This window comes from Microcoleus sp. OTE_8_concoct_300 (assembly GCF_031383065.1).
Classification (GTDB): domain Bacteria; phylum Cyanobacteriota; class Cyanobacteriia; order Cyanobacteriales; family Microcoleaceae; genus Microcoleus.
On the sequence record NZ_JANMZH010000182.1, the window covers coordinates 13,166 to 31,484 of the forward strand.

Annotated in this window: 20 protein-coding genes; 11 read left to right on the forward strand and 9 right to left on the reverse strand. The window is 45.1% G+C overall.

What is annotated here, in order from left to right; all coding sequences use genetic code 11:
- Window positions 1–21 precede the first annotated feature (21 nt).
- Window positions 22–420 carry a hypothetical protein gene (locus ACUVJL_RS08905; RefSeq protein WP_445245511.1) on the forward strand — a complete coding sequence of 133 codons (399 nt, stop codon included), beginning with the start codon at window positions 22–24 and terminating at the stop codon, window positions 418–420.
- A 162-nt stretch (window positions 421–582) separates the two neighbouring features.
- Window positions 583–1,671 (forward strand): hypothetical protein, encoded by a 1,089-nt coding sequence (locus ACUVJL_RS08910; RefSeq protein WP_445245512.1) that lies wholly within the window; start codon window positions 583–585, stop codon window positions 1,669–1,671.
- A gap of 290 nt (window positions 1,672–1,961) precedes the next feature.
- Here the strand turns inward: ACUVJL_RS08910 and ACUVJL_RS08915 are convergent, their stop codons facing one another.
- Both ACUVJL_RS08915 and ACUVJL_RS08920 read right to left on the reverse strand, forming a co-directional pair.
- Window positions 1,962–2,351, reverse strand: coding sequence for an SCO4402 family protein (locus tag ACUVJL_RS08915; RefSeq protein ID WP_445245513.1), 390 nt, complete (start codon window positions 2,349–2,351; stop codon window positions 1,962–1,964).
- A 16-nt stretch (window positions 2,352–2,367) separates the two neighbouring features.
- Complete coding sequence (locus tag ACUVJL_RS08920) at window positions 2,368–2,691, reverse strand: hypothetical protein (RefSeq protein WP_445245514.1); 324 nt, start codon at window positions 2,689–2,691, stop codon at window positions 2,368–2,370.
- 86 nt (window positions 2,692–2,777) lie between these two features.
- On the opposite strand from ACUVJL_RS08920, the gene ACUVJL_RS08925 reads away from it, so the two are divergent.
- Entirely contained in the window at window positions 2,778–3,104 is a 327-nt protein-coding gene (locus ACUVJL_RS08925) for a nucleotidyltransferase domain-containing protein (protein ID WP_333362325.1), read from the forward strand.
- Window positions 3,101–3,490, forward strand: a complete 390-nt coding sequence (locus ACUVJL_RS08930) for a HEPN domain-containing protein (protein WP_333164859.1) — start codon at window positions 3,101–3,103, stop codon at window positions 3,488–3,490. The genes ACUVJL_RS08925 and ACUVJL_RS08930 overlap by 4 nt, the downstream gene beginning before the upstream one ends.
- Before the next feature lie 184 nt (window positions 3,491–3,674).
- On the opposite strand, the gene lpdA is transcribed toward ACUVJL_RS08930, so the two are convergent.
- A complete protein-coding gene (gene lpdA, locus ACUVJL_RS08935; protein WP_332954137.1) occupies window positions 3,675–5,111 on the reverse strand; it encodes a dihydrolipoyl dehydrogenase in 1,437 nt (478 codons plus the stop codon).
- An 809-nt stretch (window positions 5,112–5,920) separates the two neighbouring features.
- On the opposite strand from lpdA, the gene ACUVJL_RS08940 reads away from it, so the two are divergent.
- Window positions 5,921–6,187, forward strand: coding sequence for a hypothetical protein (locus tag ACUVJL_RS08940; protein WP_445245515.1), 267 nt, complete (start codon window positions 5,921–5,923; stop codon window positions 6,185–6,187).
- A gap of 273 nt (window positions 6,188–6,460) precedes the next feature.
- A complete protein-coding gene (locus ACUVJL_RS08945) occupies window positions 6,461–6,640 on the forward strand; it encodes a hypothetical protein (RefSeq protein WP_445245516.1) in 180 nt (59 codons plus the stop codon).
- A gap of 134 nt (window positions 6,641–6,774) precedes the next feature.
- On the opposite strand, the gene ACUVJL_RS08950 is transcribed toward ACUVJL_RS08945, so the two are convergent.
- The 5 genes from ACUVJL_RS08950 to ACUVJL_RS08970 form a co-directional block, all read right to left on the reverse strand.
- Window positions 6,775–9,003, reverse strand: coding sequence for a GumC family protein (locus ACUVJL_RS08950; protein WP_445245517.1), 2,229 nt, complete (start codon window positions 9,001–9,003; stop codon window positions 6,775–6,777).
- A 230-nt stretch (window positions 9,004–9,233) separates the two neighbouring features.
- Complete coding sequence (locus tag ACUVJL_RS08955; RefSeq protein WP_445245518.1) at window positions 9,234–10,790, reverse strand: polysaccharide biosynthesis/export family protein; 1,557 nt, start codon at window positions 10,788–10,790, stop codon at window positions 9,234–9,236.
- Window positions 10,791–10,919: 129 nt separating this feature from the next.
- Window positions 10,920–11,639: a cyanoexosortase B system-associated protein gene (locus tag ACUVJL_RS08960; RefSeq protein WP_445245519.1), complete on the reverse strand. Its 720-nt coding sequence runs from the start codon at window positions 11,637–11,639 to the stop codon at window positions 10,920–10,922.
- Window positions 11,639–12,514 carry a cyanoexosortase B gene (gene crtB / locus ACUVJL_RS08965; RefSeq protein WP_445245540.1) on the reverse strand — a complete coding sequence of 292 codons (876 nt, stop codon included), beginning with the start codon at window positions 12,512–12,514 and terminating at the stop codon, window positions 11,639–11,641. The genes ACUVJL_RS08960 and crtB overlap by 1 nt, the downstream gene beginning before the upstream one ends.
- Before the next feature lie 149 nt (window positions 12,515–12,663).
- The gene (locus ACUVJL_RS08970) at window positions 12,664–13,803 is read right to left on the reverse strand and encodes a DegT/DnrJ/EryC1/StrS family aminotransferase (protein WP_445245520.1); all 1,140 of its coding nucleotides are present in this window, start codon (window positions 13,801–13,803) and stop codon (window positions 12,664–12,666) included.
- Between the two features lie 302 nt (window positions 13,804–14,105).
- Here ACUVJL_RS08970 and ACUVJL_RS08975 point away from each other — a divergent pair, with 302 nt between their 5' ends.
- From ACUVJL_RS08975 to ACUVJL_RS08985, 3 genes are all read left to right on the forward strand, one after another.
- On the forward strand, window positions 14,106–15,143 hold the full coding sequence (locus ACUVJL_RS08975) for an NADP(H)-dependent aldo-keto reductase (protein ID WP_445245521.1): 1,038 nt from the start codon (window positions 14,106–14,108) through the stop codon (window positions 15,141–15,143).
- A gap of 72 nt (window positions 15,144–15,215) precedes the next feature.
- Window positions 15,216–15,665 (forward strand): hypothetical protein, encoded by a 450-nt coding sequence (locus ACUVJL_RS08980; RefSeq protein ID WP_445245522.1) that lies wholly within the window; start codon window positions 15,216–15,218, stop codon window positions 15,663–15,665.
- Window positions 15,666–15,684: 19 nt separating this feature from the next.
- Window positions 15,685–16,212 carry a hypothetical protein gene (locus ACUVJL_RS08985; RefSeq protein WP_445245523.1) on the forward strand — a complete coding sequence of 176 codons (528 nt, stop codon included), beginning with the start codon at window positions 15,685–15,687 and terminating at the stop codon, window positions 16,210–16,212.
- Between the two features lie 192 nt (window positions 16,213–16,404).
- On the opposite strand, the gene ACUVJL_RS08990 is transcribed toward ACUVJL_RS08985, so the two are convergent.
- The gene (locus ACUVJL_RS08990; protein ID WP_445245524.1) at window positions 16,405–16,875 is read right to left on the reverse strand and encodes a helix-turn-helix domain-containing protein; all 471 of its coding nucleotides are present in this window, start codon (window positions 16,873–16,875) and stop codon (window positions 16,405–16,407) included.
- A 381-nt stretch (window positions 16,876–17,256) separates the two neighbouring features.
- On the opposite strand from ACUVJL_RS08990, the gene ACUVJL_RS08995 reads away from it, so the two are divergent.
- Window positions 17,257–17,565 carry a hypothetical protein gene (locus ACUVJL_RS08995; RefSeq protein ID WP_445245525.1) on the forward strand — a complete coding sequence of 103 codons (309 nt, stop codon included), beginning with the start codon at window positions 17,257–17,259 and terminating at the stop codon, window positions 17,563–17,565.
- Between the two features lie 87 nt (window positions 17,566–17,652).
- Entirely contained in the window at window positions 17,653–18,303 is a 651-nt protein-coding gene (locus ACUVJL_RS09000) for a DUF433 domain-containing protein (RefSeq protein WP_445245526.1), read from the forward strand.
- Window positions 18,304–18,319: the final 16 nt, after the last annotated feature.

Sequence of the window (18,319 nt, forward strand, 5' to 3'; positions counted from 1 at the left end):
AAATAGAAGTAAAAAGCTAACATGGTAAAAAAAACAATCACCCCTAAAATCAAAGTAATTTCGGGAGTAATTACTATTGTTTTTCTCGTTATTAACATCAGAGGATATGTTAAAACGCAGCTAAACCTTCCTCCTATAAACTTCAATTCTCAGGAGGAGTTGCGTCCCCCATCAGGGTACAACCCGTTCGATAATCCTTTGGAAAAAGATATGATTTACCAGCGACAGCTTGAGTCAAATCGGCAGCAATGGGCAAACAATATAAATTCTCAAATGTATGCTTACGAGCAAAACGACAATTTAATAGAAAAGTTAGATGTGCTATTTATGTTTCTAGCTATCGCTAGTAGTGGTGGCTGGATCTTCTATTGTTCTAAAGTTAAAGGTAAAAACCCTACAAATGATAGCAATCAAGAATAACCATCACTTTTAATACTTAATTGAACGTTTATATGTCCTTAAAAGCTGGCTTATTCTCGATATTAGCCTACCTTATTCGACTGGTATACAGATTATTTCAACAAACCTAATCTTTCTTCAGATGATTGCTATCCCTCTAGTTTAGTTAAGTTTCTAACATTTATGAATACTTACCCAGTGATTTTGTATCCACTTTCTATTGAGAAAGCTTTGGCAAGCTTACCTCCCGTACCAGAACCACCTAAAGTTTTTACTCCGCCAATACTTCAACTACTACCTAAGCCAGAAGAACCAGAAGTTTTTATTGAATCACCTCCTGTCAGGATAAAATTAATTCCATTATTTCTTTCTGAACTAGGAGTATCTATAATCAGTGCCTTAGTTGGTAGTGCTAGTAATAGCATTGGAGCCGGATGGACTTTTTTTATAATGTTAACATTAGGAGTGTTTGGGTTTGGTTATACCCAGGTTGAAAGCTATCCTATCAGACTTAGCCAATATCGGGAAGAACTAGCAGCTTACCAGGAAAAACGAAATAGTTATCCTAAAATTATTAAAGACTGGGAACAATTCATACATCAAGAGACAATTAAACATAAGGAGTTGCTTGCTGAATGGGAACGTCAAAAGCAAAACTTAGAAAGAATCTACCAACAGGAAGTTGAAAACTTACGAACTCCCCAAAAAGTCAGTGATTGGAGGATGGAATCTTGCAAAAAAGAATTTTCATCACTTAACCCCCAAAAGTTTGACATAGAACCAGCAGAAGACAGAAGAGGATTCACAGAATACCCTGACAATTGTCGATTTCCTAACCTGCTCAGGAACTATTTTGGTGATGATAAAATATTCATCTTAAAAATGGTAGTGTATTACACACCAGATTTTGCCTATGTTGAGCCTGAAAACAACTGGTTTTCAATAGATATTGAAATAGATGAACCATACACCCCACGCCAATATCCTAGGAATTCTCCGTTGATACCAACTCATTGTATAGGTCAAGACGATAACCGTAACTACTTTTTTCAACAGCATGACTGGTATGTAATTCGTTTTAGCGAAAGACAGGTATTTCTTTATCCTGAAAGTTGCTGCAAAGTGATAGCTAAACTAATTTATGAAATTACAGGTAACGAATCAGTTTTTAGGCGGTTTGATAAGATTCCTGACTTACAGCCAGAACCATCGTGGACAGAAGATAATTCCATCAATAAAGCCAACAGGCAAGAGAGATTAAATTATAGGTAAGTCATGCCAAAGGAACAATGCAGCTAAACCCCTGTAGTCTTTTAAATCCACGACCTGAGAATGCTAGGCACAGGGCTATGTTGTTCTGGTATTTCTGATAATTGACTTAGCTGCTGAAAGAGCGATCGCCCTTCTATTTTTGAGGTGAGATCGCTCTTTTTTTGAGTATTACTAATTCTGTTTCTCCAACACCATAGGAGATATTTATCGCTTTGGCAACCATTCATAAGACCAGCTATAGTCAGTAGGTTCTGATTAAAGTGCGATCGCTTTGTCGATCGCACTCCCACTTAAACCTTAACTGCTTCCTGCGCCTTACTTTCCATCCCCTGCAACGCTCTCAAGGCCGCCTCAACTACGCTTGTCCACTCAGAAGATTTAATATACTCCTCATCAGAAACTCCTGTCCCTAACGCCTCAAATACTAAGTCAATAGCCTGACAAACTGCTGACATCAAACGGGCTTCTTTTTCATCTTCAATAATTACTCCGATTGCCGCATTCGGGTTTTCGGCCAACACAGTATCGTCGTAAATAAAATGAACCGCCTCATCAAAACTGTCGGACTCAATTCCGGGCGGATAATCGCTCTCTAGCCAAGCTTTATGTTGATATTCTCTATCTGCCAAACTTCGGAGAATTTCTAATAACTCCTCTCTCATTTTCGGATACTTTACCATACAACTTTCTCCTTTACTAAGGTGCGTACCAGGTTTGCCATTGCAACCATTCATCTAAAGGGATGTGAGCTTCTGTGGGATTATTTTTTATCCTACCTGCAATGGGTTGACCATTTTTACCGATAACTTGACCGTCTTTTCTAAGAATAACGTGGTCTACCTGCTGAGAAGGAAAACTGCTATCTGCATCCCCCTTGTCAATCCTTACACCATTTCCCTGATTTGTTGGATCTCGCCACCGCCAACCTGGTTTCTTTTTGTTTGGCTGTGCATCGCCCCAGGATTCGGGTATTTTCTGGCTAGCTGCTTCTGGAAATGTCCAATCTTGACTTGAAATCACCTCGCACCTGGTTTATGCTTAATCCTGTTCCTAGACAGCAATTTTAGCACAGAGGATATATCGACCTTAAATAATTTATCACTAATATGAGTATTAACGATAAACTCAAGACCATCCTAACTCAGTTACGATCGCACTTCGAGCAACTCTACGGCGATCGCCTCACCCAAATGGTGCTCTACGGTTCCCAAGCCAGAGGCGATGCACGCCCAGACTCTGACATTGATATTTTAGTCGTCCTCAAAGGGCAAGTAAACCCAGGCGAAGAAATTAAAAGAACCAGCCACATTAGAGCCGATTTGTCGCTCCAAAATGATGAAGTCATTAGCTGTCTGTTTATGGACGAACAGCGATTTATACATTACAACGGGCCTTTATTGAGGAACATTCGTAAAGAGGGAATAGCTTTATGAAACCAGAACAATTAGACTTGCTCCTGAAAGCTCGTCAAAGTCTATCGGCGGCAAAGCTATTACTAAATAATGGTTTCCCAGACTATGCAGCATCTCGCGCTTATTATGCCATGTTTTACATTGCTGAGGCATTTTTAGATGGCGAAGGAATGTCATTTTCCAGTCATGCAGCAGTAATTGGAGCTTTCGGCCGAGAATTTGCCCGTACAGGAAGACTTCCTGCTGAGTTTCACAGATTTTTAATCGATGCTCAAGACTTGCGAAATAGTGGGGATTACGGGGGACTTGATACTGTCACTGTCGAGCAAGCTGCGGAGCAAATTAACTGCGGCGAGCAATTTCTAGAATTAGCCCAAAATGCGATCGGCACTCTACCGCCGCCCTAAAATAGAATACCCAGATACCCGACTTCTTGAAAAAGTGGGGTATCTAAAAATAGCACTTACGCGGGGGCGAGAAACCGGGTTTTTACGAAAATATTTCGTTCCCACCCACAGATTAGGTAAAAAACCCGGTTTCTTTGCGTGGAGTGCGTCCAGGAGTGTAAAACAAGAGCACCGCCCCTACAGATTAATGACTACCCGCTCCAGCCGCCCGTTTAAACGCCTCATCCAACACTTCCGAAAGCGTCGGGTGAGTGTGCACTCGGAATGCTAAATTGTTAACCGAATCGCGCTGGGCGATCGCATTTGCCGCCTCCTGAATCAAATCCGAAGCGTGCAAACCGAAAATGTGAACTCCCAACAACTCCCCAGTATCTTTCCGGAAAATCACCTTAGCTGTACCGTCGGTTTCCCCTTCAGCAATAGCCTTAGAATTTCCCTTAAAATAAGTCTTGACAGAAGCTACCTCAAACCCTTCAGCTTTCCCCAACTCCTTCGCCGCAGGTTCCGTCATCCCCACATAGCTAATTTCCGGGTGAGTAAAAGCCGCCGCCGGGATACTCAAATAGTCAACTTCGCGAGGACGGCCACAAATATTTTCTACTGCGGCAATTCCCTGAGCAGACGCAGAATGCGCTAACATCATCTTGCCATTAACATCGCCGATCGCCCACAAATTTTGCACCGGTTCTCCCGCCGCCAAAACCTGCATCTTATCGTTAACTGGGATATAACCGCGCATCGTTTCCACGCCAACAGTTTCTAACCCCAAATTCTTGCTCACCGGAACCCGACCAGTTGCTACCAAACAAGCATCAACTTCCAAAACTTCCACAACTTCCTTAGTTTTGAAATCAGCTAATTCAATAATTACCGGCGAACCGGGAATAATCTTCTTAGCCAACAACCCAACTTTTGTTTCAATATCGCGGGGTGCAATTAACACTCGTTCTGCCAACTTAGCAATATCCGGGTCAAAAGTCGGCATCAATTGGTCTAGAGCTTCAATCATCGTAATTTCGCAGCCCAGGGCCGTGTAAATATCCGAAAACTCCAAACCGATATAGCCACTGCCAATAATTGCGATCCACTTCGGCAGCGATTCCAACCTCACAGCATCGTCGCTGGTAAATACAGTTTTGCCGTCAATTTCTATCCCGGGGGGGACGAAGGGAACCGAACCGGGAGCGAGAATAATATCCTTGGCAGTAATAGTTTTCTCGCCTTTATCGGTTTCGATCGTAATTTTTTGAGAACCGGCGATTTTGCCCCAACCTTGGATAGTATCGACGCCCAAACGTTTGAGGCTGTTGGTCAAGTCGCCGCGAAGTTTGCTAACAATAGTGTTAGCGTGATTGGCGATCGCCCCGCGATCGAAATCCACACTCCCCAATTGAATTCCCAAAGTCTTCAGGTGGTGGGCATTCCGCAAATCTCGCACTCGTCCGGAAGCCGCCAACAGCGCCTTAGAGGGAATGCAGCCGCGGTTGACGCAAGTCCCCCCCATGTCGCCCGCTTCGATAATTGCCACTTTCAGCCCGCAGCTAACCGCGTGTATGGCCGCCCCGTGTCCGCCCACCCCAGCGCCGATAATTGCTAAATCGTAATCAAATCCCTGAGTCACCTTAAAATCTCCTAATGCCTTTGAAATCTTAGGACTCAAGCAAAAAACACCGTATGTCCGTCCTTTCGAGCTGGCGCGTTCCCATCGCAACCCTTGAACAGCGGTAATAGTTGCGCAAGTCCTGTCTCCTTATTCTCGACTAGACTAGGGTTAATTAGACAACGAAAGAGCCGTAACTAAGATTTTTTCAGAGTCAGTCAGGAACCTCAGCCTAAAGGCATGAGGCTTGGAAGAGAAATCTAACAAGCCGTTCTGACCAGCCTAAGTCCGCAAGCGGACTATGTTTTTTGAGTCACGATACCGGAGAATGCGTAGCTAGTTTTCCGCTCTATCGCTCAAGGTTAAACAGTTCTAAGGTCACTGGAACAGTGCTTTGGGCTTAACAAGCTCACTAAACTTTGGCGAAGTACAGACGACCTGGCAGGTCGTCTCTTCTACCCCAAAAATGGGATGGAGACAACCATATCTCCAATGGAGGGGCAACCATACCCCTCCGCTCCGAAAGGGGTTTTGATTTAATGTAAAGCCGTCCTGGAAGGACGGGGTTTCTAACCCAGCAATTTTGATGATTTTGAGCTGGGTCTGCACCAAGTCTCAAATCACTCAGTAGGCGGGTGTAAAGTTAAATATAGTTTAAAGGCTGACAATGCCCGCAGCAGCTTTTATCTTGGGGCAGCAAGTTCAGCAGCAGGCATTCCACCGTCCGGTTAAATTGTGACCGCCTGCTTGTTTTAGTCGGGTTTTCATGTCTGCACGCGCCGGGGGCGGGCAGAGTTTGTTGGCAACTTTTAGAGTCTATGGAGTGGCTTATGACAGATGACTACGACCAGAAAGATTTACGCCGGGCCTCGGCTCAATCATTTTTTCAGTCCCTGGATGAATTGTTTGATTATATAGAATCGAACAGTAGTCCAGCGGCAGAACATCAGTCTCGGCCGCCTCAAGCTAAGCCTTCGAGTCCGCCGACGAAGGCTAGACCTGCGAAAATTAATTTGTCGGATTTTGAAGATGCGATCGCCGATTTGGAACAGTTTATCCAGAACAAACGCCAGAAACGCCCGGAATCCAATCAATAGTGCGATGACACATTCTCAAGTAATGACTGTTAACGGTTGACTGTTGACTGTTGACTGTTGACTGTTGACTGTTGACTGTTGACTGTTGACTGTTGACTGTTGACTGTTGACTGTTGACTGTTGACTGTTGACAAGCGAAAAATTTTACACCTAATATCAATTCCGGTTGCATTGGAATGATTAAACCGCAGAGTACGCAGAGTTCGAGAACAGAGAGATGAATAATTCCGATGCTAACGGATTTGATATAATTTCCAGCTCCCAGATTCATCTGTGGAGTCAATTTTTAAATCTCAAATCTCAAATCTCAAATCTCAAATCGACTGGCTGTTGACTGTTGAACTCGCCCAAAAACGGAGACTTGCTGGAAGACAGGAGTCGCCCCGATCGCAAAATGTTAGACCAAAGTTCAGCCTCCCAGATTCATCTGTAGAGTCGATTATTCAATTCTAAAATCAAAAATCAAAAATCAAAAATCAAAAATCGAGTGGCTGTTAAGGGTGCTTGCGGCTTAAGCTGCTTAGGTTGCACCTACAAAATATTCACATTTGGTTGAGGATTGCTTTAGAAGAATCAAGCCACATAAATTAGCTCAATTTACTATTGATAGCCTTGTTTTTAGGCTTTGACTGCTGGGGTAATTGCCTCGATCGCACTTCGATCGCCCGATCGCCCATCGCGCTCAAAGGCAACTCAAATTCATCAATATGGTTGCGGAACTTCACCGCAATATCAGCACCGTTAATAATCGCTCCCAACAACTGCAGCCCAGATTTATGCGACTCCTCCTCGTCAGATTCCAGCAACCGATCGGCAGCCTCAGACAACATACTAGCCAAAGTGTAACCAGGCCGCGCCACCAAAATCAGACCGTCCGTGTACGGTTCCAGCGTCAGCGCGTCGTTGCACTCGCTCAACGCCGGAGAATCCACAACCACAAAATCAAAGCGGTTGCGAACATCCTCAAACAATCTCCGCATTTCGCTCGATTCGAGTACGGCACAGGCCTGCTGCAAAAAACCCGGACTCGGCACGACGTATAGGTTCTCTACCTCTGGAACCAAAAGGACGCACTCGCTGATATTGCCGTAATAGTGCAAAGGTTCCAGCGCCGCCAGAGGATCAGCGGCGATTTTCAAAGATTCAACATTAGAAGCCGATCGCAAATCTGCTTCAATTAACAAAGTCCGCTTACCCGATCGAGCCGACGCAATGGCCAAATTGTAAGCGCTAAAAGTTTTCCCCTCCAAACGAGTCGCCGAAGTCAGCAGCACCACCTTCACCGGTTTGTCCCCGATCCGGCGCAAATTAGTGCGTAACCGCTCGTAAAATTCCAAATAGGGAGAATTTGCCTCCAGGACGAGCGGCATTTGATCCCCGTAGGAATCAAACACCGTCACTTGAGGCAAAACTCCCAGTATCGGCACCTCTTTTTCCACCAAAGCCGCCCGCACTTCTTCCCAACTGTAAAACTTGCCGTTGAGCATCCCCAACAAAAATATCAACCCGCCGCCCAGCAGCAATCCCACAAATCCCCCCACCGCCAGCATCACCGGCAAACCTCTCTTGTTTGACTCAACGTCATCTGTTTTGGGAAGGTGGGCGATTGTCAAACTTCCCGTTGTCTCAGCTACCCCCGCCTCAGCATCTACCAAAGCCGACTGCATCTTATCGTAGAGAGATTTTTTCAGCGCCACTTGCTGGGCCAACCGCGCTTGTTCTAACTGCTTGTTGGGGATTGTCGCGTGTTCCCGGCGCAATTGTTGTTCAGTTTTCTCGATTCCTGTGAGTTGCTGTTGCACAGTATCCCGCTGGGTTTGCAAAGCAATCAAACTTTGAGCTAACTGTTGTCTGGCCGGGTCTAAAGAAGAGTCTACCCGAATTCGATCGGCACTTCTGAGCGGAGCCGCCACCCCGTTACCGCCGAGCACCTCAGACTGTCGCTGCTGCAACTGCTGCTCAAAAACAAGTTTTTGTTTGAGCAATTCTACAATCTTTGGGTGTTCCTCCTGCAAGTCGCTGCGGAGAATTTTGAGCTGAGATTCGAGGGAAAACAATTGCACTCGCAGTTGGGCAATAATTGGATCGGCAGAGAGTGCTTGAGCCACGTAAGCTTGCTCCACATTCAATCCCAAGCGCTCCTGCAAACTGTTAATTTGAGCTTCGATTCCTCCCAACTGCACGCGGAGTTGCCGCTGCTGCTGTTGGCTGTTGGTAATCGCTTGCGGCAGTACACCACTCTGAGCTGCTAAAATTGAAGTTCCTTCTCGTTTTTCGTAGGCTTCAAGTTTTGCTTCCGTGTCTCTGAGTTCCTGAGTTACTTTCGGCAAGCGCTGGTTAATTTGGGCGATCGTTTCTCGCAGTCTAGAAGTATTAATAGTTTGGCTGCGACCCACCATTTCCTTCATCAGGGCCTCTACTACCGCTTCTGCTTTTTTGCGATCGGCATTTTTGTACAATACTTGAATCAAACCGCTGCCGTCATTATTCTTACTCGGCATCTTTACCTGCACGGTGGCTGCCAGCTTTTGAGCAGAAACCTTTACTTTTTTCGCTGCTGCTTCAACCACCCTTCTATCCAGCAGCATATCTTTAGTTATTTCTTGTCCTTCCTGTTGAATTTTAGTAGTTGTCGATGAAAAAATCACGCTGGGTCTGCGGTAGGCCAGCGTACCTGCAGCAACGTAAACTGGCGGCGGAGTTGGCTGCAAAGCCACTACTCCGGACACGCCCACAGTCACCGCGAGAGTAGCCATTCCCACCCACTTGTATTGGTCGAAAGCAATTAAATAACGTTTAACAACGGATAAAGTCATGACGATTTTAGATTTTAGATTTTAGATTTTAGCTGGCTAATTCTTAACGATAATTCATAACTAATGACTGATGACTAATGACTAATGACTAATGACTAATGACTAATGACTAATGACTAATAACTAATAACTACTGCTGCCAGTAAAAAAAAAGCAACTTTAAGCAAGCTTCCAACCCTGGTAGTCATAAGTCATTACCAATCGAAAATCGCAAATCAAAAATGGTATGACTACCTATCATTAGGTGACGGGCCGAACAGATTTGTCACCCCATTTCTTAACTGCTCAAAGAACAGTATAAATCCCAAAGAATCGCGGAATGGCCGAGTAAAACTATTGATTACATAACCAATGCGCTCTACGAGATTCCTACCAATCACAATTACATCATTATCTTCGAGCATCGGGTTCTGAGAAACATTCCCCTCCAAAGCAGCTTTAGCATCTATGGAACGGTTGATTGCTCTACCTTGCTTTTCGTCGAACCGAATCAGGGCTATTTTCCGCAAGTCAGCAAGATTAACAGGCAAGTTGTTGAGAGCATCCAAAAACTTGCTGCCATTTTCTACGTAGAACGAGGTCAAACCACCACTAGCGTAACTCAAAACTCGAATGTAGATCCTAGGCTTAATCAGGGTAGACCGCGCCACCAGACCTTTGTCATAGTCTAGGTTTTTGGTACTAGGGTCCAATTCCGGGATGATAATCACATCTCCCGATGCCAAAGGAAAATCGAACAAATCGTTAGCCTTTGCTAGGGGAGTGTAGAGGTCGATGGGTTCCTCCACCGACGAGCCGTCCACCGTAGTCCGTCGCACTCGCACCGCCCGCAAATCGGCTTTTCCCGTGACTCCCCCCGCCACCACCAAAGCAGCCGAAATTCGACCAGAACCCGCCGGAAGCGTGTAAAAACCAGGTTTGCTGACTTCTCCAGTGACAGTGATTTGGACGGGGACAGCGGCAGCAGCTAGGCTGTACCTAGATGCTAAATCTTGATCTGACTTGCTCACGGGCATAACCTGTTTATACGGTACGACGATCGCATCTCCATCTTCCAAACGCAAATCCGGCGGAGCAATACCAGTTTGCAGCGGTGTCAAAATATCAACAATTTGCTCGGCGACAGCACCGGACGGCAGAGTCCGCCGCACCCGCACCGCCCGCAGTTCCGCCGTAGGAGTAGTCCCAGCAGCAGCCACCAGAGCCGCCGGAAGCTGGGGGGTTTGCAGCGGATAAAAACCCGGTCTCGCCACTTCCCCCGTCACCGTCACCACTACAGGGCGCTGAACCAGCAAAGCAGTCGAGACTTGAGGATTTTTGATAAATTGGGAAAAGCGCTCCCGGAGGCGCTGCTGTGATTCTTCGACTGTGAGACCGCGCACATTTACTGTTCCGATTAGCGGCAGTACAATTACCCCTTCAGGGCTGATTGCACCTGTAAAATTTAGCTCTGGGAAGCGCTGAACTTGAATAGAAATCTGGTCTCCCGGGCCCAGGCGGTAGGGCCGATTCCGAAAAGCTGGGTTAATTTCCTGGTTGAAATTGGCAGGTGGCGGTGGTGGCACGATGCGCTCGTCTCTTGGAACAACAGATTGAGCTAAAGCAGTTTCCGAAAAAATTTTGCTGTTAAAGCCCCAGAATACAGCAGCAAAAGATAGAGTCCAAGCAGCTGAATACAAGCCTGCCAAGGAAACAGCAACGCGATTTTTAATTGTGGATTTTACTCGCATTTTGGGAGAATTAAAAACAGAAATATTTTGAATAATTAGCTGACTTTTAAGTTTCATCTAAGTAGAGTGGCGCGAAAAAACAATAAGATATTGTAGGACCGGGTTGAAGCCGGATATTTACTAGGAGGCAGTTTATTGTGGCAAAACCCGCGCACCCCGTAGCCCGATTTATTTACACCTACCTACTTACTCAAACCGAAAAGTTTCTGCAATTAATTTAGCCTGAACAATTTTGCCGAGAGATTCGAGCAATGGTTGAGCTATCTTAATGTCGCCCTGCGGTTGAATGGGAATGATGATACTGACAGCAACCCAAGAGGCGCGGCGGTTCCAGAGTCTAGCAATACTGTCTTCCCAAAACCAGCGGCTGGTTGTTGGAGAACCCCCGTTAGCCCAAGCGTACCACTGCAGGACAGCAAAAGTTTGTTCGGGAGTCCAGCTTCGGAAAAACCGGGCCTCGACAGTAGGCGGTGGCTTGTCGGGTATTGGCTCTAATTTAACTGTAAACCTCAAAGTGCGATGAGAATCTGTTTGCCACCGATGAAATCCATCGATATCTAGCCATTCTACTTGGGGCTGGTTTTTGGGGCTATTTTGAGGCAACAGCAATAAAAGGGCAATTGTTTGATCATTTTTAATTTCTTCAACTAACCATCTGTGACCGCCAATTTGCACGTTATTCTGGAGGCGGCTCACCTCCCACCCGGGAATTATCATCCCGTTTTGGCGCAAACTTCTTAATTGCTTGAGGTTGGCAACTGGTGGCGGGTTTGTCCAAGGCCACCTTCCCGTCGCGTAGCCGGGAATTGCTACTGTCCCAACCAATACCAGCAAAAACACCAGTATCATAATTTTAGATAATTGATACCGCCGCAGTAATTTCCGTGCTGAAATCATCTGTTTCATTAATTGCCAGACTGGCTTGGGAAATACTTTTCCACCCCGTTGAGGAGAAGTACCAATAAGCCTAGTATACAAGCAGAATACAAGTCTCCGCCCCATCCGGCGTGCAGCCAAGTAAAAAGCCCCTCTCTCTCGGTTCCGTGAAAGTAAGTTAGCAAAGTGTTGCGGAAAATGTTGGAAGTAATGCTAATTATAGATGTACTCACTAAAAACAAAATGCTTCTTTTGTGGGAACTCCAAACTCCCGTCCAATCCAGCAGAATTAAGCTGACGTAAAGACTGGTAAACAGCATTTTCAAGCCTGCACAGTGGGGAGCAACTTCTACAATGCGATCATTTACGTACAGATAAATTTCTTCCACTCTCACGTTGAGACCAACGTTAATTAATATCAAGCCTGATGTTTGAGCAATGAATTGCTGCAACGGCAAGGCGTAGGGTTCTATGAGGTAAGGAATGTGGTTTGGTGAGGCAAGAAATACGAATAAAAGTGGCATCGCCTGCAATTGCAAGCCGGGAATTCCTTTTAAAGATAAGCAAATGCTGGCTAGCATTACTCCTAGGGATAAATTTACTAAATCGCTCAAGCGACTCAGATAAAAAAGAGTCGCTATTACCAGCAAAAAGCCTCCCAAAGGATGCGGTGAGTTGGGCAAGCGGCGCCAGCACTTTCGGTTCGTCCAAGCAATATAAGCTGCGTAGGGCAAACCAATTAGTCCGTGGCTGAAATATTCGTGTTCGAGGCTGATGTTTTTGTTCAACCAGCCGTCGTACCAGTGTACTAGCAGGGGGGCGTACAGCAGCACTAGGAGTACCGTGATACCTTTCCCCAGGAGGTATCGCTTGAAAACAATGCGAATTCTGCGCTGGATGTGCATGGTTTGAGAAGTTTTGAGATGGCCGCGCTGGATTCGCAACGCTTTGCGGTTTTGAACTGTGAGTTAAAGATTTGTTAATTCTCCACAAAAACACTTTGAGAACCGCACTCTACTGCTTGAAACATTTGCAGCATAAATTTTATGAACAATTAGCAATTCAATGATAGTGCGATCGCCCCAACTACCTCCTCAATCTGAGTATTGCTCAATCCGGGATAAATCGGCAATGATAAAATTTGTTGGCACAGGGTTTCTGCGTGGGGGAAGTCGCCCCGATTCCCTAAGTTTTGGTAGGCGGGTTGCAGGTGACAAGGTACGGGATAGTGTATACCTGTTTGAATCCCGTCTTGGGCGAGTTTTTCCTGAAGGGTGTTGCGGTCGATCGAGCTTTCCTCAGTAATTTGGATCACATAGAGGTGATAAATGTGACCGCTGCTGCTGTGGTTGGCGATCGGTACAATGCCTTTGTGTTTCAGGGGTTCTAGTAGAGTATCGTAGTATTGGGCGGCGGCGGTGCGATCGCGATTCCATTTTTCTAAGTAAGGCAATTTAACGTTGAGCACGGCGGCTTGCAAATTGTCGAGGCGGCTGTTGGTACCGATGTCTGTGTGTAAATATTTACTGGGTGCTCCGTAATTGCGGAGAGTTCGCATTTTGTCTGCCAGCTTTGCATCGTTAGTAATTAACATCCCGCCGTCGCCAAAAGAACCGAGGTTTTTGCTGGGATAAAAGCTGAATGCTGCTGCTTTTCCAATGGAACCCGCGCGGTATCCTTCTCTGTGGGCTAAGTGTGCTTGGGCGGCATCTTCAAATATGATTAAATCGTGGCGGTTCGCAAAATCTAAAAGCTGCCCAGGCGATACCATTTGACCGTAGAGGTGTACGGGGATAATTGCTTTAGTTTTCGAGGTAACTGCTGTGGAGGCTGCTGTGAGGTCAATCAGGGCGGTTTCCGGGTCGCAATCTACAAGAATAGGTATAGCTTTGGCTTGGAGGACGGCGATCGCGGTGGCGATAAAAGTGTTAGCGGGTATGATAATTTCGTCGCCCGGATTAATGCCGCAAGCTTGGAGTCCCAGAGCGATCGCATCTGTTCCGCAAGCCACTCCTACACCGTATTTTACTCCAGAAGCTGCTGCAAATGCTGTTTCAAATTCCGCGAGTGCTTGACCTAAAATAAAGTCTCCTTGCTCAATAATTTTTCCCATTACTTGTTCTATTTGGGATTGGATTGGCTGGTGTTGCAGGGAGAGGTTGACAAATGGAACTTTTGGCGGGCGACTACTCATACATCAGAGGAATACGAATTATTTATATTAACATTTAAGTGCGGATATTTTTTAATTATTTTTAACCGCAGAGGGCGCAGAGAGCGCAGAGGAAAAGAGGATCGAGGGAGAGTAGACTTATTGCACTTCCAAGCTTTCCCATCAGGAAATTATCTGCGTTCATCTGTGTTTATCTGCCTTATATCTGCGGTTGACCATATCTATCAAAGATTTATGCAAGAAGTATATTATTGGGCGCGCCTTCAACTAAATAAAAGTTTTTCGTTAATATAGAATAAGCTATTTTTACGGTAAGGGAAATCATGGAATACAAAAAACTCGGCGACAGCGACTTATCTGTATCTGAAATTTGTTTGGGTACGATGACTTACGGCCAGCAGAACACCGTTGCAGAAGCGGCCCAACAGCTCGATTTGGCAATTGATAGAGGAATCAACTTTATCGATACGGCAGAAATGTATCCCGTCCCTGGAAAACCGGAAACTCAGGGAAAAACAGAGGAATATATCGGCGAATGGTTGGCGAAACAGGAGCGGGATAAAGTCATTATAGCGACTAAAGTGGCGGGCAGAAGCACTCGATTGAAGTGGATTCGGGAAGGGAAAAATCAGATCGATCGCCCAAATGTCGAAAAAGCCCTGAATGATAGCCTGAAGCGCTTGCAAACTGACTACATTGACCTCTATCAGATCCACTGGCCCGATCGCTACGTGCCCTTATTTGGCGCGCCGGATTACGACATCGCCCAAGAACGCGAAACAGTGCCGATTTTGGAACAGTTAGAGGTATTTGCGGACTTGATTAAAGCTGGCAAAATCCGCTATTTGGGTTTGAGTAACGAGACGCCTTGGGGAGTTTGCGAGTTTTGCACGTTGGCTGAAAAACACGGTTTGCCGAAAGTTGTTTCGATTCAGAATGCTTTCAGTTTGACCAATCGCACATTTCACCTAAATTTAGCAGAAACTTGCCGCTTTAAAAATGTGGGATTGATGGCTTACAGTCCTTTGGGATTTGGGCTGTTAACGGGTAAATACTTGAATGGAATTCCCGAAAATTCTAGGTTGGCTTTATTCGCTGGATTTGGTCAGCGTTACGATAAAACTAATCTGAATGAGGCGGTGAAAGCGTATGTTGAGATTGCGGGGAAACATGGGATAAGTCCGGCGCAGATGGCTTTGGCATATGTGCGATCGCGCTGGTTTGTAACTAGCACAATTATCGGTGCAACCAGCCTCGAACAGTTGGAGGAAAATATCGGTAGTTTGGAGGTGAATTTGGAGAAGGAGATCGTAGCGAAAATCAATGCGGTGCACGCTAAGTATCCGAATCCGACACCGTAAGTTTATTAGTAGGTTGGGTTGAGGTAACGAAGCCTACGTTTCACTTCGCCCAACTTACCACTTTTTTATATTATGTATGTTGTACCAATTAAAAAAGATACCGAAGTGGTAGAAATTATAGAACAGGATATAATAGACTCAAGCGTAGAAGTGGGCAGCGGCTGTGAATGGACAGGTAGAGGACCAGAACCCCAATGGAACAATCCTAAATCAACGAAAGCTTACGACCATATTGCTCGTCATCACGGCCCCCAACTTAAACCCCATGAACTTATGGGAAGATCGACAAGCACCAACAAGGATCAAGGACAGTGGTTAAATCCTCATGATTGGATAAATGCCGAGCAATTGATACCCAAATATTCCGGTAAATATATCATTGATTTTCAACGTGCCATCGGTAGAGTTTACCATCCTGATGGAACGATAACCGAGAGTGTTACTTGCGCGAAAATAAAAAGAAAGCCTGATGGCACACTGAAGTACGGTTATCCTGTAGTAAAGAGTTCAACTTTTTCATAATTACATAGGAGGAGCGAGTATGAATAACAGTCAAAAATTTAATTTTCAATTAGGAGAACGTTTTTTAGAAAATTACGCAGATCCTCCCGAAGATCCATTGGGAGAACTTACTCATTTTGAAATGGCTATCCGGCGTTTTTGTTTTGAGTACGATCATAAAGTATCAATAGAAATAGGTGATGAGAGAATACAGGTATTTTTAGATCCTGATATCTGTATGATTTTGGACGATAATCTGCCAGAACAAATTAGGAAACTGTCACAAGGTAAGCCAATAGAAATAGATTTTTCTGAAAGTTGTACGCTAACTATCAAGTTAGTACCCACAGACGATCGCATTAGCTGTACTTTGAGAAAGTTTGGGACTTCCTGCTGGGAAAAGCATTTTGAATTCGATCGCACTCAAGTATTAGATGTGCTCAGAGGTTTTCTTGAGGAAGTGATGCAGCTAGCTGTAGATAAGGGTTACATCACGCTGGAAGAGAAGGAGGAGTTTATTAGTCCGGCTTTTGCTAGCAGTACCGATGCTGCGGTATTGAGCAAGTAGTTGGTTTTGGTCGTGTTTTGGACGATCGCACCTAACTCTTAATTTATCCCCTGACATTTACCCCTAATTTTTATCCTTAAACTAAGGGTGTTAAGGACGATCGCACGTAACTCTTAATTTATCCTACGAATATTTTAACCGCAGATCATGTACGGGCGCCCCGCCCGTACCACGGTTTAGCTTGTTGGCATTTTACTCTTCTTCTGAGTCCTCAACTTTAGACTCTTTGGCTTTCTGTCGAATCTGCTTGAGTTCTTCTTTTGGCTTCCAGTTGCTTTTGGGAGTTAGTCTGTACACGTCAGTACGTCCCCTACGCTGTTCCTTCAGTATTAAACCGGCATCACATAGAGTTTTTAGGGCATATTGGGCTTTTCTGACGCTCATGTGGCATATTTCTGCTGTTTTCTTCAGTTTAGCAAAACACTCACCGTGGAGCTTTCCTCCTGTCCTGCGAACCACATGGGCATAGAGCCGGAACTCGTAGGGGTCTAGACCATACTCGTCCAGGTCTGAATGGACAAGCGGCAAGGGTGAGTCATTTTTGGGATTCTTATCCGTGGGCTGGGGGGGCTGTTTAGGCAAGTCATGCCCCAAAAAAATCTTCTCTGTTAGCAACTCATCCCAGTCTTCCCCGTCATCTTGGTGATTTTTCTTGATCGACATATGTTTTATGTGCATGAGTATAATGTGCATCAAGTGCATATGTTAACATATGCACTTGATGTCTAGGTAATATGCACTTGATGCGTAAGTATGGTTATATATTTAGAAGGTTATTTTTTTAAGTATCTAAAAGGTATGTCATTTATAAGGTATTACACTTTCGGTCGTGCACTTATTTTTGCGACAGACTCCTGCACGTAATCTTGCCAATTCCGATCAAAGGTGTTACAGTTTTAAAATAGAAAACAAAACGTCCTCAGACTGCCAGGTCGTGAGGACGCTCTAATTTTCTATTTTTCGTAATATCGAATCCGAGAGTGGCTGCGCTCGTATGCATCAGGCCACTGTAAAGATTCTGCTGTTTTTTACAGACTTAGAACAATGATATCACACAATCACCCGCGATCGCTACTCGAAAAGCTGCTCGATCATCCTCATGGTTGGGAGATAGCCCGTATGGTTTATGGGTCATACCCTAGTCAAGAGCTTATACTCTCGGACATTCAGCGCGGTCTGCAAAAACTCAAAGACAGAGTGACTACCTTAGAACGCTTACACTCTGAGGATGAGGATCGGAAAGATAAAAACCGTGGATGGGAATACGAGTCAGATTCCTGGGATAACAATGGTTCATCAAAAGCGGACTCCTTGGAACGGGAAGATTCATCCGAAGAACTAGGAAGCTGGTAAAAAGTCCGATCGCCCTTCCCCTCCAAAAAATACGACAATGGTAAAGGGCGATCGCACTTCACCCTAAAATCTTTCTCAACTAAACCCATGAGTACAATTCGCTTACAACTAGCCGAATACTTAAAATGTCGAGGTTTCACCCCCGAAAACTTAGTCGAAGCTGTGGGCGAAACACTCAATCCTGAAACCGTATACCAACTGATCGAAAAAGCAGAAAACCTCAACCATCTAGACTTATCCGTCCTAGCCGCCATTATAGATGGCTTGAGCAAACTCAATGGTTTTCCAGTTAGCATCGCAGAAGTGCTAATATTTTTTCCTGACATTTCCGAGGAAGCATTGGCAAAATCGCCTTGGCGTCAACTTTACCTCCTCGATAATGAAATTCCTCCCTATGATTGGGGAGATGTAGACCCCATGAAACTTGGTGAACCCGTGCGGTATATACCGGGAGTTGGAATGGTAATTATGGACAATCAAAGTGCAACCAATAGCAAAGAAGATATCCAGCAATTTACTAGAATTACCTCCGATTCACAATTCATGGCGGGAAAACCTTGCATTCGCAACTTACCCATACCAGTTGAAACTATCATCTCAATGATGGCGTCTCACTATTCGACAGCAGGAATACGCCAAACTTATCCAGAACTTGAAGAAGAAGACTTTAAAGAAGTTCTAGCCTATGCTGCGTGGCGGATTAAAGAAACCCGATCGACCTTGGCAATAAAAAGGTAGAGAAAATTTGTGAGTC